This is a genomic window from Corynebacterium faecale (assembly GCF_030408735.1).
GTDB classification, from domain to species: Bacteria; Actinomycetota; Actinomycetes; order Mycobacteriales; family Mycobacteriaceae; genus Corynebacterium; species Corynebacterium faecale.
The window spans coordinates 391,948-408,021 of the sequence record NZ_CP047204.1; the positions used below are offsets into that span (position 1 = coordinate 391,948).

The 16,074-nt window shown below is 61.6% G+C and carries 14 protein-coding genes; 9 read left to right on the forward strand and 5 right to left on the reverse strand.

What is annotated here, in order from left to right; genetic code table 11:
* Positions 1–35 precede the first annotated feature (35 nt).
* From CFAEC_RS01775 to CFAEC_RS01785, 3 genes are all read left to right on the forward strand, one after another.
* On the forward strand, positions 36–695 hold the full coding sequence (locus CFAEC_RS01775) for a GntR family transcriptional regulator (RefSeq protein ID WP_290278267.1): 660 nt from the start codon (positions 36–38) through the stop codon (positions 693–695).
* Positions 696–965: 270 nt separating this feature from the next.
* Positions 966–1,973 (forward strand): SDR family NAD(P)-dependent oxidoreductase, encoded by a 1,008-nt coding sequence (locus tag CFAEC_RS01780; protein ID WP_290278269.1) that lies wholly within the window; start codon positions 966–968, stop codon positions 1,971–1,973.
* Positions 1,958–2,239, forward strand: a complete 282-nt coding sequence (locus CFAEC_RS01785; protein WP_290278270.1) for a DUF2243 domain-containing protein — start codon at positions 1,958–1,960, stop codon at positions 2,237–2,239. The genes CFAEC_RS01780 and CFAEC_RS01785 overlap by 16 nt, the downstream gene beginning before the upstream one ends.
* A gap of 92 nt (positions 2,240–2,331) precedes the next feature.
* Here the strand turns inward: CFAEC_RS01785 and CFAEC_RS01790 are convergent, their stop codons facing one another.
* The 5 genes from CFAEC_RS01790 to CFAEC_RS01810 form a co-directional block, all read right to left on the reverse strand.
* A complete protein-coding gene (locus CFAEC_RS01790; protein ID WP_290278271.1) occupies positions 2,332–2,580 on the reverse strand; it encodes a hypothetical protein in 249 nt (82 codons plus the stop codon).
* Positions 2,581–2,769: 189 nt separating this feature from the next.
* Positions 2,770–3,084, reverse strand: a complete 315-nt coding sequence (locus CFAEC_RS01795) for a hypothetical protein (RefSeq protein WP_290278273.1) — start codon at positions 3,082–3,084, stop codon at positions 2,770–2,772.
* 16 nt (positions 3,085–3,100) lie between these two features.
* A complete protein-coding gene (locus tag CFAEC_RS01800; RefSeq protein WP_290278275.1) occupies positions 3,101–4,150 on the reverse strand; it encodes an ABC transporter ATP-binding protein in 1,050 nt (349 codons plus the stop codon).
* A 1-nt stretch (position 4,151) separates the two neighbouring features.
* On the reverse strand, positions 4,152–5,756 hold the full coding sequence (locus CFAEC_RS01805; RefSeq protein ID WP_290278277.1) for an ABC transporter permease: 1,605 nt from the start codon (positions 5,754–5,756) through the stop codon (positions 4,152–4,154).
* A gap of 20 nt (positions 5,757–5,776) precedes the next feature.
* The gene (locus CFAEC_RS01810) at positions 5,777–6,850 is read right to left on the reverse strand and encodes an ABC transporter substrate-binding protein (RefSeq protein ID WP_494337420.1); all 1,074 of its coding nucleotides are present in this window, start codon (positions 6,848–6,850) and stop codon (positions 5,777–5,779) included.
* A gap of 756 nt (positions 6,851–7,606) precedes the next feature.
* Between CFAEC_RS01810 and CFAEC_RS01815 the strand changes: the two genes are divergently transcribed.
* The 6 genes from CFAEC_RS01815 (at position 7,607) to hemE (ending at position 16,065) form a co-directional block, all read left to right on the forward strand.
* Positions 7,607–9,391 (forward strand): bifunctional uroporphyrinogen-III C-methyltransferase/uroporphyrinogen-III synthase, encoded by a 1,785-nt coding sequence (locus CFAEC_RS01815; protein ID WP_290278278.1) that lies wholly within the window; start codon positions 7,607–7,609, stop codon positions 9,389–9,391.
* Between the two features lie 264 nt (positions 9,392–9,655).
* Complete coding sequence (gene hemB, locus CFAEC_RS01820; RefSeq protein ID WP_290278279.1) at positions 9,656–10,675, forward strand: porphobilinogen synthase; 1,020 nt, start codon at positions 9,656–9,658, stop codon at positions 10,673–10,675.
* 22 nt (positions 10,676–10,697) lie between these two features.
* A complete protein-coding gene (locus tag CFAEC_RS01825; protein WP_290278280.1) occupies positions 10,698–11,285 on the forward strand; it encodes a hypothetical protein in 588 nt (195 codons plus the stop codon).
* 127 nt (positions 11,286–11,412) lie between these two features.
* Entirely contained in the window at positions 11,413–11,904 is a 492-nt protein-coding gene (locus CFAEC_RS01830; RefSeq protein WP_290279778.1) for a hypothetical protein, read from the forward strand.
* Between the two features lie 331 nt (positions 11,905–12,235).
* Positions 12,236–14,860, forward strand: a complete 2,625-nt coding sequence (locus CFAEC_RS01835) for a heavy metal translocating P-type ATPase (protein ID WP_290279779.1) — start codon at positions 12,236–12,238, stop codon at positions 14,858–14,860.
* Between the two features lie 125 nt (positions 14,861–14,985).
* Positions 14,986–16,065, forward strand: coding sequence for a uroporphyrinogen decarboxylase (hemE, locus tag CFAEC_RS01840; RefSeq protein WP_290278281.1), 1,080 nt, complete (start codon positions 14,986–14,988; stop codon positions 16,063–16,065).
* The last annotated feature ends 9 nt before the right edge of the window (positions 16,066–16,074 follow it).

The following is a 16,074-nucleotide window of genomic DNA, read 5'->3' on the forward strand; positions in this document are numbered from 1 at the left end:
GCTGGATAAACACGGAGGGAATGGAGGTGTGCGGGATGACTGAACCCCGAAAAGTCGATGGTGATGCTATCTTCCACTTATTACGTGAGGAGATCCTGACAGGAGTGCATCCTCCCGGCACACCCTTCCGTGAAATTCCTCTCACTGAGCGTTTCGGGGTGTCACGCACGCCTATCCGCGCGGTTCTCTCCCGTTTGGAACAAGAACGTCTCCTGGTGCGGATTGACCGCGGGCTACGTGTCCCTGAGGCAGATCCTGAACGGGTGATTCAGGTATATGATCTGCGCATTCAGTTGGAGGGCACTGCCGCCGGCGAGGCTGCACGCGCCCATCAACTTTCTGATCTGTTGAAGTTGGAGGCGCTTTTAGCACGCGATCGGTCATTGGAGCATCCTGATGAGCAGCAGCGGATCAGCACCAACCTGGAATTCCATGATGCGATCTGGCAGGCCACCCATAATCCTGTTCTCATTGATCTGCTGGGACGTCTCAATACCCACCTGATTCATTACCCCACCTCCACCCTGTCTGTGGGGGGACGGTGGGAACGGGCCCTGGATGAACACGAAGCTATCCTGAAGGCGATCGAGGATCGGGATGAGGAGCGTGCCTCGAACCTCCTGCGTGAGCACATGAAAGATGCAAAGCGCACGCGCCTGCAACTCCTGCGCGAACACGCGATTAACCAACTCTGACGCCGTCCACCTGCCTGGCGGGTGTTCCGCAGGGAACAGTGGTCATCCCCTCCGGCAAGCCCTTCCGGAGGACCATCTCGTTCCTGTATTCATGCAGCTATGGGTTTTGAGCTGGGACGATGCACGATTCTCCTCTGCGCGATCAGAAACTACCGAAAATAGCAACCCTTTTGCCGAGGAAAGTGCAGGTCAGGCGCGTTTTCTCTGATGTCTCTACAGTGGTGATTAAATTCATTTGGAAAATATCCACTATTTGAAAAGGAGATCTCCGTGTCTGAGAACCAGCACACCCCGATTACCGCAGGCCACACCATCCAGCAGTGGCTCGACCACCCCAAGGGCGGACCCATCCTCCGTGGTTTCCTCGAGCAGGCAGGCTCCGATATCGAGCAGCTGCGCCCAGCCCTCGGTCTGCCCCTGGGCAACCTGGTGGAGATGTCCGGTGGCCGGATGCCCCAGGAGGCCATCGACGGCATGGTGCTTGCCGCCAATGACGGCGTGATGCCTGAGACCGCCACCGCACCTGCTGCTGCGGGGCAACGTTTCACCGGCCGGACCGTCATCGTCACCGGCGCGGCCTCCGGCATCGGTCGCGCCACGACCCGGCAGCTGCTGGGTGAGGGCGCCCGCGTCATCGGGGTGGATATCTCCGGGCAGCGACTGGATGAACTTGCCCAGGCCGAGGACACCGAGCACCTGATCACCGTCGCAGCCGACCTCACCGACCCGGCTGCAGTCCAGCGCATCCTGGATGCCGCAGGCGATGAGATCCACGGCCTGGCCAATGTCGCCGGCATCAATGATGACTTCTCCGCCATCCACGAGGTCAGCGATGAGATGTGGAGCCGGGTTTTCGCCGTCAACGTCGACGGCCTTGTCCGGCTCACCCGCGCGGTGACCGGCCGGATGCTGGACAAATCTGCCGGGGCGATTGTCCATGTCGCCTCCGAGGCTGGCCTGCGTGGTTCCGCCTCAGGCGTGGCCTACACAGCCTCTAAACATGCGGTTCTGGGCATCACCAAGTCCATGGCCTTCATGTATGCCACCAGTGGTGTGCGCACCAACGCCGTCGCCCCGGGCGGTGTGGCCACTGGCATCCCGATGGCGGAGACGCTCGGTGAGTTCGGCAATGCCCGCCTGACCGAGGCGCGCGGCAATATCCCATCGCTGTCCACCGCGGAACAGCAGGCATCCGCCATTGTGTGGCTGCTTTCCGATGAAGCCTCCAATATCAACGGCGCGATCCTGGCCAATGATGGTGGTTGGTCCGCAGTATAAGACCATCCCCGCCCCCGGGAACATCCCGGGGCGGACGGACCGGGCCGCTGATATCGGACGGCATCTTCCACACTTTGATCTGGCTGATCACGGTGTGGGGCCTGTTCATGCCGGCCGATCTCCGCCGGCACATCCACGTTCCCTGGGGCAGGTGGGCGACGGCGGTCGCCCTGGGGATCGGCGTGTTCCAGCTTTTCGACGGTGTGGTCAACCACAAAATCCTACGCATCCACCAGATCCGCTCCGGGGTGGATCTGTTCTTCTAAGGACACTGACCATTATCGGTCTGGCTGGTCTGCGGTCAACCCGTCATCACCGGTTGAATAAGTATCTTCTACATGGGGCATGACCACCCTCATCAGGGAGAGATCATCGTCGCCATGACTCTGGTGCTGGTGCTTGTGACGGCAGCTCCTATCATGCTGGCACTGCGGGTCCTGCCCACCACCCCGGCGCGGCTTCTCAACCGGGTGCTCGGGTCGGTGCCGGTGATCACGCACCTGGTGACCGCGGCACTGCTCAACGCCGGGGGCTGTGGACGCTCTACACCACGCTCTTCAAGTAGACGAAGCTGCTTCTCATATGAGAGGTGCGGTTTGTCGTGCACGAAACCTCACTATCGGGCCACAAAAAGAAAACCGGCCCGTCGTGAACGATCTGGCCAGATCACGAGAGGGGCGCGGTGTTTATAGCTTCACTATATAGATGTGAGTGGAAAGTGGCGAAAGTTGTTTCACAATCATCACCTTCCCCCACACCTTTTGAAAGGCGTGGGGGCTGGGGTTGGAGAACGACGCTAGAGGTATTTTCCCTTCTCCCTGTCGATGAGCTCCTTGGCCTCGCGTAGACCGGCGCCGGTCAGCTCGCGGTGGCGTTTGATCGCCGAGATCTCCCTGCGCTCGCGCAGCAGGGCGATCACCTCAGGATGGAGGATATCGCGGTCTGGACGCAGCGAGGCGGGTAGCGAGGAGACTTCCATCCCGAGTTCGGCCATGAGCATGTCGATGTTCTGCTGCTGCCTAGTGACGGTGCGCTCCAATTCGCCCACCCGCATCCGCAACCGGTCTATCTCCCCGCGGTCGGGTCCGCCACCGAATAAAGCTTGAAACATGACATGAGTCCTTTCTCTATGCCGGATAGACCAGCGGTTCACTGATTTTCAGGCCGATGCGTTCCCCGATGGCAGGCACTGTTCCTGTGACATGCGCGCGGAATCGCTGGCCGCCGGGGGTTTCCGCGGTGATGCTGTGTGAGGTGATCTCAAACAGCACCGAGGTGATCACGGCATCGACAGCCCCCGGGGTGGCGGGTGGTACCACGGTGACGGTCAGGGGAGTCACCGCGATGGTGGCTGTGTCACCCGGGTACAGCGTTGCCATCTCCCGGACCTTATCGCGGCGCCAGGCAGTGCCCAGCACGGAGCATTCCACAAACTCCCCTGCGATGGTGGCGGGCAGGAGCGTGGCATCACCGATAAACGAGGCCACCGCCGCGCTCGCGGGAGCGTTGATCAACTCCGCGGGGGTGGATACCTGCTGTACACGGCCATTATCCAGCACCACGATGCGGTCGGCGATTGCGATGGCCTCCGCGCGGTCGTGGGTGACATGCACGGTGGTCAGTCCCTCGCGCCGGGTCAGTGCCACCAGTTCCCGGCGCAGCGAATCACGCAGGGGTTCATCGAGGGCGGAGAGGGCTTCGTCGAGAAGCAACACGGTGGGATCCGCCACCACCGCGCGCGCCAACGCCACGCGCTGACGCTGACCACCGGACAGGCTTGCCGGCTTGCGGTTGCCGAACCCGTCCAGACCGACCAGGGAGAGGGCGCGTTGCACGCGCGTGCTTATCTGCGCCCTGCCCACCCCAGCCCGTTTCAGCGGGTACGCCACGTTCTTGTCCACTGACATGTGAGGCCACACCGCGTGCTGCTGGAAGACCATGCCCATGCGGCGGTTTTCCGGAGGGACCCGGGTCATGTCCTCACCGGCGATGGTGAGGCTGCCCTCCGAGGGGGTGATGAACCCTGCAATGGTGCGCAACAGGGTGGTCTTGCCGGACCCGGACGGGCCGACCAGCACCACGAACTCCTCCGGGTGGACATCGATATCGACATGGTCGAGCCCCACCGTGCCATCGGCGAAAGTCACAGACAGGTCGGTGATGGAGATGGAAGACAAGTTATCGCTCCTTCTGGCTGCGCACCGTGACAGATAGCGCCACGATACCGATGACCGCAAATATCAACGATAATGCAGATGCCTGATTGTAATTACCGGCCTGCTGCAGATTGAACACCTGCACACCCAGGGTGGTGGTTCCCGGCGCGATGAGCAAAATGGACACGGTCAGTTCACGCACCGCGGTGACCGCCACCAACACCGCACCGGCCACCGCGGCGGGGATGGCCATCGCACCGGTGGTGTCCATCAACGCTCTCACCCGGCCGGCGCCACTGATGCGGGCGGCTTCCTCCATGGCCAACGGTGTCTGCGCAAGCGGGGCGCGCACGGCCTGCAGGACCAGCGCGGTGAAGGCACAGACATAGGCGCCCAGGATGATCCACCGGGTGTTGTACAGGTCGGTGTAGCGGCCCAGGATCAACCAGCCCACACCGATGATCATGCCCGGTAGTGCAGTGGGCAGCAGCACCAGCAACGTCATGGGGGTGTTGGTGAAATGTCGGGTGCGGGTGACCAGCAGGCCGATGAGCCAGCCCAGCACACCACAGATCACCGCGGCGCCCAGGGCGAGTGTCACGGAGTTGGTGAACCCCTCGATCACGCGCGGGTTATTCAATGCGGCCTGGAAGTTTTTCAGGGTGATGGTGTCCAGGGTGAAGGGGACACCCGGTGCCGGCAGCAGGGCGCGGTAGGCCAGCCCCAGGATCGGGGCGAGCGTGAAGGCCAGGGCGATGACCCAAGAGATGAAGGTGACCGGGATGCGTGCCCTGCCCAGGTCGAAGGTGAGGGCGGCACCGGTGTCCTGCAACTGGGTGGAGGCATAGAGTGAGACCAGATAGTCCGCGGTGACGGCAGCAATGCCGAGGAATAACAGCACCACACCGATGGTGGAGACCGTCTGCAGGGGATTATCCACCGTGCCGGACTCCATGAATCGGTAGATCATGGTGGCCAGGGTTTCAAAGCGCGCCGGGGAACCGATGAGCGCCGGGATACCGAAATCCGCCAGGTTGGCCACCGCGGTCAGTGTGAAGGCGGAGAGCAGGGCAGGGCGCAGCAGCGGCAGGGTGATGGTGCGCAGGACCGTGGCTGTGCTGGCGCCTGCGATCCTGGCTGCCTGCTCCAGATCCGAGGGCAGCTGACGCAGGGCATTGGACATGACCACGTAGACAATGGGATAGGAGTGGATGATCAGCAGTACCGTCACACCGTCCGCGCCGTAGATATCCCAGAGCTGGGTGCCGAAAAACCTGTTCAGACCCTGGTTGGGACCGAAAAGCTGCAACCAGGCGATGGCGCCGATGAACGGTGGGATCAGCAACGGCGACAACAAAAACAACCTGAGCGCACTGCGTCCATGGGCATTCGTGCGGTCCAGAAGAAGGGCGATGGCGGTGCCGACGATCACCGCACCCACCGCTGATAACAGCGTGGTGTAGGTGGAATTCCACACAGCGGTGCCCAGCCCCTGATCTAAGAGCTGGGGAATCTGGTTGCGGCCGAGGGCGAGACTGACCACCAGTGCGAGCGGGGCGATGAACAGACCAATGACGATCAGCCACACGCCTGCCCGCATGAAAGTCAGCGAAGAGGATAAACGCATAGGTGAAACAGTAGATCCTCTTAGTTCATGGCGTTCTGGAACAGCTCCACGGCTGCATCCTTATCGGCGGTGACAACCTCAAGATCAGGGGTCATCAGGGCGATCTCGGACAGCTCCGGAGTGCCCTCCGGGGTGGAGACATCTTCACGGACCGGAAGGTAGGCCTGCTCCACGGCAAGCTCCTGGCCTTCTACGGAGATCAGGAAGTTGATATAGCGCTGTGCGGCTTCCTTCTGCTCTGAATCAGCGAACACACCGGCGGGTTCGGTGATGTAGGGGGAGCCCTCGGAGGCGTAGATGGTGGCGATCGGGGATCCAGCGGTGGCAAGGTCGCGGACCAGGTAGTCCACGACCACACCGACTGGGCGACCGCCACCGGCGATCTCCTGGGAGGTAGGCCCATTGGACTGGGCGATCATCGGCTGGTTCTCCCCGAGGGCGTTGATCCAGTCCTCGCCCAGGGCCGGGTCATTCTTCCACACCGATGCGTTGAATGCCGCTGCACCGGAGACGGCAGGATCCGGCATGACCAGCATGTCGGCGTACTTCGGATCGGTCAGATCCGCCCAGGACTGCGGCAGATCAGCCTCATCCACGAGGCTGGTGTTATAGGCGATGACCGTGGGGATGATGCGGGTGCCCACATAGAAGTTCTCGGCATCGCGGGCCTCCTCGATCACCACGGAAGCATCAACCTCATCCAGCTCAGCCAGGTCACCAGCCTCGGCATAAGACTCGAAGGTGGGGGCGTCGGCGGCCCAGAGGACATCCGCCTCGATGGAACCGGAGGCCTTCTCCGCGGCGATGCGGGCATTCAGATCACCGGTGCCGGCGCGGTAGACCTCGACGTTGATATCCGGATTGGCCTCCATGAACGCGGCGTTGATCTCATCGACCTTCTCCTCCGGCTCGGAGGTGTAGACCGTGATGGTCACCTGCTCCGCAGACGATGCTTGCTCGCTGGTACCGGCAGTGGTGGTGCCGGTGGTTTCGGTGCTATCGGTGTTATCGGCCTCAGGTTCGGAGCAGCCGACGAGCAGGGCTGTGGAAGCGCCGAGCGCCAGGACGGTGGTGGCGGAGCGACGGATAAACATCCGCTGAGTCAGAAGCGTCATGGAAGTGCCTTTCATAAAACCAGGGAGCGCCGGGTGTGGGTGTGCTGACAAAACTTCATCATTTCACGCTTGGTGGGATTGTGCTCGGTGAATCAGCACGTTGTTTCTCTCCCACCTGGCCGCGGGTGAAGCGGCACCAGGAGGGGGTTCGAAGGAGGCGCGGCACAGGTGTGCGCGATCCTGGGTTCACACCTTTACTTCCCCGTCTGTGGGTGGTGGAGGGTCATTGTGGCGGGGGAGTGGATACAGGGGGTGTTCCATGTGTGGAACAGATTTCCGCCGATCATATCCGCCTATATGGGGATTTGGGTTGTGGCCGGTTGAGCTGGTGAAACTGTTGGTTCCGGCAGCGTCATCCGCTGCAGGATCTCCCGGTGTCGGGTGGTTTCGAGAGTCCGATGCTCTGGTGATGGTGGAGGATGATAAAAGCTACGTTTTCGTAAAACGCCCACACTGAATTATCGTGTATATACCACACGGTGAACGCCCATCAAGCGGGTGGTCGCTTTTGACCACATCGGTAGCGGACCCCAGTGGGATCCGCCCAACTTGATCGGGCGTGAATTTGTGCGCCGACCAGTTACGTCCTCATCCGGATGGAGTCAGTGCTCATCATTTATCGGCGGTGCCAGTTCGGCGCATGTGCGTTTCATACTGTTAAACATGCGGGTTCAGGTGCTGTCGGTGGCTGGTGGGTATCGGTTGTATCCGGGATATGAACTAGAAAAGATATTGATGACTATCGCCCAGAAGGCCGAGATGGCTGATGCCAACGGGATCGAGACCAGCCAGGTTCCCGATACCACCGTGGTTGAAACGTACGCTGCACGCAGGCTCGTGTCAGTTGTGTCTCACGCAGACGCAGCTGAAGAGTTAATTCCAGGCAAGGTCATCTTTGTTGGGGCAGGCCCGGGTAATCCGGATCTGTTGACTGTTCGTGCCCGCGAGGTGCTGGGTAATACTGTCCGCGCTGTCACCGATGCCCAGGTATTGGACAGTGTCCGTGCCTTTGTCGCCGCTGAGCTTCCCGTGCCGGAGGAAAAACTCCAGGCCGCCGCTGATGAGTATGAGCGCATCTGCGCTGAGGCCAAGGCGAGTGGGGCACGTCGCAGGCCTCCACGCCCGTTGGCGCCTACTGCCGCCGAGATCATCGAGGTGGAGGACACCGACCCGGTGAATATCGCCACGGTGCTCTCTGAGCAGCTGGCCAAGGGTGGAGATGTCATCCGTCTGGTCACCGGCAACCCGTTGAGCAGTGACACCACCCTGGCGGAGATCACCGCGGTCTCTGAGGCCGGTATGGAATTCCAGGTTGTCCCCGGAATGTCCCTGCCCGGCACGGTCCCGGCCTTTGCCGGTATCGCCCTGGGATCCACCTACACCGAGACCGATGTCAGTGGACCTGTCGTGGACTGGGACCAGCTGGCCAGTGCACCTCAGCCACTGGTTCTCCAGGCACGCGCAGAGAACCTGGTCACCATCGCCACGGAGCTCAAGGCCCGTGACATGGCCGCGGATCTGCCCGTATCCGTCACCGTCAACGGCACCACCCGCATGCAGCGCACCTATGACACCACCCTGGGTGCGCTGGCCAAGCTGGATGCCGAGCTGCCGGGCCCACTCGTGGTCACCCTGGGCAGGGGCGTGGGCGACCGCGCCAAGTACTCCTGGTGGGAGAACCGTGCACTCTACGGATGGCGGGTCTTGGTGCCCCGCGCCAAGCCGCAGGCTGCTGTGATGAGTGCCCGTCTCGCCAGCCACGGGGCCATCCCACAGGAGGTTCCGACGATTTCCGTGGAGCCACCACGCAACCCGGCGCAGATGGAACGCGCCATCAAGGGCATCGTGGAGGGCCGTTACCAGTGGGTCGTGCTCACCAGCGTAAACGCCGTGCGTGCCGTCTGGGATATGATCACTGAATTCGGCCTGGATTCCCGCGCCTTCGCAGGTGTGCGCATCGCGGCTGTCGGCGAGAAAACCGCCGCTGAGATCCGCGCGCTGGGTATCACCCCTGAGCTGCTGCCACCGCGTACCCGCCAGAACGCTCAGGGCATTGTTGATGTGTTCCCTGAGTATGTCGAAGAGCTGGACCCGGTGGGACGTGTCCTGCTGCCTCGCGCGGACATTGCCACAGACGTGCTTGTCGACGGGTTGATCGACCTTGGCTGGGAAGTCGATGACGTCGTAGCTTATCGAACCGTCCGTGCTGCCCCTCCGAGCGCGGATATCCGTGATCTGATCAAATCCGGTGGCTTCGATGCCGTGTGCTTCACCTCCTCGTCCACGGTGCGCAACCTGGTGGGCATCGCCGGTAAGCCGCATGCGCGCACCATCATCGCCTGCATCGGGCCGATGACCGCCGATACCGCCCGTGAACTGGGGCTGCGGGTGGATGTCATGCCTGAGGTTGCTGAGGTGCCAGACCTCGTGGACGCCCTGGCAGAGCATGTTGCGGATCTGCGTGAGAAGGGTGAACTTCCTCCTCCCCGTAAGAAGCGTCGTCGTCGCAAAGTGTCCTGAGGACACATGAGATAAACGTCAAAGAGAAACCAGCGGGGATTGCTTTCCGCTGGTTTCTCTTCTGCCCCCAGGAATCCCTGGAAATATCCGCCAGTTAACAGACAGCTGTGCCATCAGGAGCGCGTCAGTCGAGTACCGGTAATTCAGGTGGGCAGCGCGCCGATCATTCGCGGGGTGATGGCGGTGTCCACGGTCCCGCCTATGCTGGGTGGGAAACAGCCTGAGAGCTTCTTTTCCGATTCTTTCTGAGAAAGGCATCCCTGAATGTCCACACCATCTGATTACAGCCAGCACCTGATCCGCCGTCCACGCCGCCTGCGTTCCACCCCGGCGATGCGGGAACTCGTCGCTGAAACCACCCTGCGTCCGGCGGATCTGATCCTGCCGATGTTCTTCGCCGATGGCATCACTGAGGCCCGTGAGATCACCTCCATGCCCGGCGTCTACCAGCACACTGAGGATTCCCTCCTGCGCGCGGTGCACGAAGCACTTGACGCAGGTGTTCGATGCGTCGACCTCTTCGGTGTGCCCGTTGATGCCGATAAGGACGCCAATGGTTCCGAAGCCTGGAACCCGGAGGGTGTGCTCAACCGTGGGCTGGCCGCGGTGCGACGTGAATTCGGTGATGATGTGATGATCATGTCGGATACCTGCCTGGATGAGTTCACAGACCACGGGCACTGCGGTGTGGTCACCACTGATAGCCGTGGTGTGGCAGTGGTGGACAATGATGCAACGCTGCCTCTCTACCAGCAGATGGCAGTGGCACAGGCCCGCGCAGGTGCCCATATCGTCAGCCCGTCCGGCATGATGGACGGCCAGATCGTGGCTATCCGTTCCGCACTGGATGCTGAAGGTTTCCAGGATGTGGCCATCATGGCCTACTCCGCTAAGTATGCCTCCGCATTCTTCGGACCTTTCCGCGAGGCCGTCGGTTCCTCCCTGGAGGGCGATCGCCGTACCTACCAGCAGGATCCAGCGAATCTGCGCGAGTCCCTCCTGGAAGTGGAACTTGATATCGCTGAAGGCGCAGACTTCGTGATGGTTAAGCCCGCCCTGCCGTACCTGGATGTGCTCACCCGCGTCGCGGAGATGTCACCGGTGCCCGTGGCCGCCTATCAGGTCTCTGGCGAGTACGCGATGATCCAGGCCGCAGGACTCAATGGTTGGATTGACACCGATGCGGTCATGATGGAATCCCTGATGTCCATCAAACGCGCCGGCGCTGACCAGATCTTCACCTATTTCGCCACCGAGGCAGCACGAAAGCTGAACAACCGCTAGGTCACGCTAAACTAGGAACCCTATGAGCACGCCGAGTCAACATCACACGACCCCGCCGCAGGGCAACACCGAGCAGAAGTCAGCTCCCACCAGATCCGAAACCCTTCAGCAGGTGCTGACACTATGGGCGGTCATGGTGGGGTTGGAGCTGGTTCATCAGATCTTCAATGTGTTGATCGGTCTGCTTGATCCCTCGGCCCTGCGGGCTGCTGCCCGGCAGCAGAGCGCAGCCGAGGGGTTGTCCGACACCGTGGTCAATGCCACCGCCACCGCAGCGATACTGCTGATGGGGCTGCTCAATCTGGTCATCATCGGTGTGCTCACCTGGATGATCTTCGTGGTGAAAAACCGCAGCAAACGGGCACCCACCGCCTATATGCTGCTGATGATCTTCAGTTTCTTCTTCGCTTTCCGCGCATTGCTGGTATTCCTGGCCAGCCCCAGCGGTGATGTGCCGGTGGCGCTCTATGCCATTGATGGTTCAATCCAGATTCTCACCGCTGTGGTCGGTATCATCGCCTACCTCCTGGCACGCAAGCCCGAGGTTGTGGAGTGGATCGGCCCGACAAAGCCGCCCAAGCCACCGCTCTCGCCCAAGTCCAAGCGCTAGCCAGACTCCCCGCAGTACCGTCAGTATCCGCGGGATGCCGTGGATACCGCAGGCGTTCGGACCCCGTTGCGTCTACCCTCATGATCAAAACGATCCACACAGCCATATATCGGAGCCCACTGTGACCATGTTCCCCACGCCGGCAAGCGGTGGCGATGACATCAACCGCCGCCCCCGGAAATCCGCCGATGGCAGCACCATGCCCCCCTCGTTGAAGTGGGCCCTTGGACTGTTCATCGCAACGGCTGCCCTCATGGTTCTGACGGGGCTGGTCATGTACACCGCTGGCTACACCGGTCCCGCTGATGCGGATCAAGATTACCAGGAGGTGGTGGTGAACAACCAGAAGTTCATCGGTGCCCTCAATGGTGTGGCAGGTGTGGTCATCGCAGCTCTGATTTCCCAGGTCCCGCGCAGTGGTAAGAATGTCCGCCGACTTCTGCTGGCCATCTCCCTGCTGGTGGTCCTGGTTGATCTGATCTCCTTTGTCACCCGCGCCGGGGGAATCTCGCTCGCGGTCATCGCGATTCTGTTGGCACTGGGCTGTCTCCTTGTATTCCGTCCTTCAGTTAGTGATGTGGTGGAGCAGAACCACCGAACGAAGAAGATGGAGAAATAACTCCAGCGGGTTATGGGCAGCACCGACAGCGGGTCTGAGATCGGTCTCCCCACTGATCGCGTCTGCCCTCATGGATTTCAGTGGTCTGACCCTGTCCCTGGGTTGGCCCCGCAGAAGATGTGGGCGATGATCACCTGCCCGAAATAACGGTGACCATCCTCCTGATACTGCGGTTCAGTTCTATACTTTGAGCATCTGCTTATCGTGAGTTCTGACCCCAGGAAAAGGAATCCCCGTGACCGATCAGGCCAATGATCCAGCTGCTGATCAGACACACGGGCACGGCACCGCTGGCCATGAGCATGCCTCCGCCACGGGTTCCAGATCCACCATGGACACCGCTGTCGGTGATGCCATCGCCCAAGCCAAGATCGCAGCACAGCAGGCGGGCGTGTCCATTCCCTCAGATCAGCTTCCGGGCAGGGCTGACCGGGACGAGGATGAACCCCGGGATATCCGCAGGGTGTCCTTCGCCTTTGAACTCGAAGGGTTGGGCAGCGCACCCTCGCTGATCACCATTGAGCAGGCACTGGAGAAGATCCCCGGGGTGTCGGCCACCATCGTTTATCCCTCTTCCACGGCGTGGATCTCAGCCGATGAAGAGGTGAATCCGGAACGTTTGATCACGGTGTTCGCCAATTTCGGAATCCGGGCCCACCTCACCGCCTCCTCCCTCATGCGCAGATCGCAGAGACTCTCCACGGATAGCAGCCGGGGGAACCGCCTGGACCGAAACCGAAGCAGGATGGATTCCCGGGGTGTCAGTCCCCGGGTACGCCGACATGCCAGGGAGGAGATGCTGCACAATCTCCGGGCGAGGGAAGCCGGGTGGATCTCCCGTGAGCGCGGGGCAGCCGCCCCTGAGAAGATCGGTGCCACCGGGGATGTGTTGTTCACCGCCCGCGCTCTGATCACCCCACTGCGTTTCTGGATCTCCCTGCCCCTGGCGCTGCTGGTCATCATCGTGTCTTTCATCCCGTCCCTGCAGTTTGATTATTGGCAGTGGGCGGCCGCGGTGCTCACCCTGCCGGTGGTCACCTGGGGCGCCTGGCCGTTCCACCGTGCAGCAGCCGGTGGCCTGCGTCGTGGCCTTTCTGCCCTGGATGCCACCAGTTCCCTGGCCATTCTCATCGCCTATGCCTGGTCGGTCTGCATCCTGGTGTTCACCTCCGCGGGGGAGCCTGGATGGAGATCCCACCCCTCCTGGTTCGCGTTCAACCATGGTGTCCTCTCAGAAAGCGAAGTGTTTTTCGATGTGGCCTGCGGTATCACCGTGTTGCTCATCGGGGGACGTCTGATTGCCCGTCGTTCCGCTCAGTCGAGTCTGGTGGCGGAATTGGAACGCCTGCAGGTCGATCCACAGCGCATCGTCACCGTGGTGCGAAAACACAAGATCACGCGGCACCCGGAGGAAATACGGATCCCTGTCCAGGAGGTGCGCGTCAACGATGATGTGATCGTGCACTCCGGCGAGGTGGTCCCGGTGGATGGTGTGATTATCGGTGGTTTTTCGCACATCGCGGCCAGCATCATCATGGGCCAGGACCAGCGTGCGGTGAAGGTGCAGGACAAGGTTTATGCCGGGGGAATGAACAAGGAGAGGGACATCAAAGTCAGGGTGGTTCGCACCGGCCACCGCACCCGCATCGCAGCCGTGTACCGCTGGGTGCGGGAAGCCTCGGTCACGGAGAACCGCCACAACCGGGCAGCGTTGAGATCGGCTGCCACCCTGGTCCCGGTGGCCTTCACACTCGCCGTCGTTGATTTCATCCTGTGGGCGTTGATCTCAGGCAATATCAACGCCGCAGTGATCACCGCGCTGGCCATCCTCGCAGGTGTGGGCCCGGTGTCCCTCGCCCTGTCCACGGCGCTGGCAACCAGGAATTCCGTGGAGGCCGCCGCCCGTCAGGGCATTCTGGTCAGTTCGGGCGAGACCCTGCGCATCCTCGATGATGTGGACACCGTGATCTTCAACCGGCTGGGCACCCTCACCGATGGCGAGATAAACGTGGAGACAGTCACCGCCGATAAGGGCGAGGACCCCGACCTGATTCTGCGTGTCGCCGGTGCCCTGGCCATGGAATCCGATCACCCCGCCTCCCAGGCGTTGGTTCGTGCAGCCCGTGAGGCCCGTGACACCGGCAGCGGCGGTGACCACATCCCCCACTGGATTGAGGTGGGCACCGTGGGGGTCACCGACGATGGCGCATTCCACGGCACCGTGGAGATACCCCTGCGTGGTTCCGATGGCACCATTCACCTTCGTGCCGTGGAGGCGTTCCTGTGGCGTCCCAGTTCCATGACAGAGGTCCGATCCCAGCTCAGCACCCGTCTGGCTGCCGCGGCGATCTCCGGGGGTGCCCCGCTCATCGTCCGCTGGAAGGGTAGAGATCGCGGTGTGATCACCCTCCATGACCAGGAACGCCCCGATGCCCAGGACGCCATCATCGCCTTAGAGGATCAGGGCGTGGAGACCATGATGCTCAGCCGGGATACCTATCCGGTGGCCCGCAGATTCGCCGACAGCCTCGGCATCGCCCATGTCCTGGCCGGTATCGCGCCGGGTAAGAAACCACAGGCGGTGCGTGCGGTCCACACCAGGGGGTCCACGGTGGCCATGGTGGGGGATAGCTCTGTACTCGATGCTCTGCGTGTGGCTGATGTGGGGGTACTCATGGAGGTGGATGATCCCGCAGAGATCCGGGATGATTCGGATGACCCGGCCGCTGATGTCATCCTGCTCCGAAGCGAGATCAGTTCCGTGCCACGGTTGTTCCGGTTGGCGCGCCGGTATGTCCGGTTAGCCAATAGCAATATCATTCTGGCCTGGTCTTATAACATCATCGCCACGGTTCTGGCTGCGGCGGGGTTGCTCCACCCGATGGCCGCGACAGTGCTCATGCTGGCATCCACGCTGGTCATTGAATGGCAGTCCAACCGGGCACGCCGATGGTGATGTCGTAGGTGCACCGAAAAGACTGACCTTCCATGTCATACGTCCACCCTTAGATGGACACTGGTGATCATCATAAGGTCTGGCTTCTTTTCCCAAATTTAGGTTGATGGGGCAATATTGAGTCCATGTCATCTGAGCTGATCCCTGCAAAGCGTCGCGTTCTCACCAACGCCCCCGTCATCGATGCCGCCCACGGCAAGACCCCAACCCGCACCCCGGTGTGGTTCATGCGCCAGGCGGGGCGTTCCCTGCCTGAGTACCTCAAGGCCCGTGAGGGCACCACCATGCTGGACTCCTGTTTCATGCCTGAACTGCTGGCTGAGATCACCCTGCAGCCGGTGCGTCGACATGATGTTGATGCCGCTATCCTGTTCTCCGATATTGTCGTCCCACTGCGTGCCGCTGGTGTCGGTGTGGAGATCGTCGCCGGCCGTGGCCCGGTGATGGACCAGCCGATCCGCACCCGCGCCGACATTGACAAGCTCCCGATCCTGGATCATGAGGTCACTGAGGTGACTGACGGAATCGGCATCATTCTCGATGAGCTGAAGGACACCCAGGCACTCATCGGTTTCGCCGGTGCGCCGTTCACCCTGGCCAGCTACCTGGTGGAGGGCGGCCCCTCCAAGAACCACGAGCGCACCAAGGCCATGATCCACGCAGAGCCAGAGACCTGGCATGCGCTGATGGAACGCCTCGTGCCAACCGTGGTCAACTTCCTCAAGACCCAGATCGATGCCGGCATCGACGCCATGCAGCTGTTTGATTCCTGGGCTGGTTTCCTCACCGAGCGTGATTACACCGAGCATGTGCTCCCATACTCCATCCGTATTTTCGAGGAGATCGAGCAGTACCAGCTGCCCCGCATCCACTTCGGTGTGGGCACCGGTGAACTGCTGGGTGCGATGAGCCGCGCCGGCTCCGAGGTCATGGGTGTGGATTGGCGCGTACCGTTGGATAAGGCAGCGGAGCGAATCGCTGCGGTGTCGGGCCCGAAGGTCCTGCAGGGCAACCTGGATCCGGCGCTGCTGTTCGCCGGCACCGAGCCACTGACGCGTGAGATCAAGCGCATCAAGGACGAGGCGGCGGCCGCCATCGCTGCCGGTAATGCCACCGGCCACATCTTCAACCTGGGTCACGGCGTCATGCCGAACACCGTGGCGGAAGACATCACCGAGGCCGTCTCCATCATCCACGCTTCTTAATAAGGACAC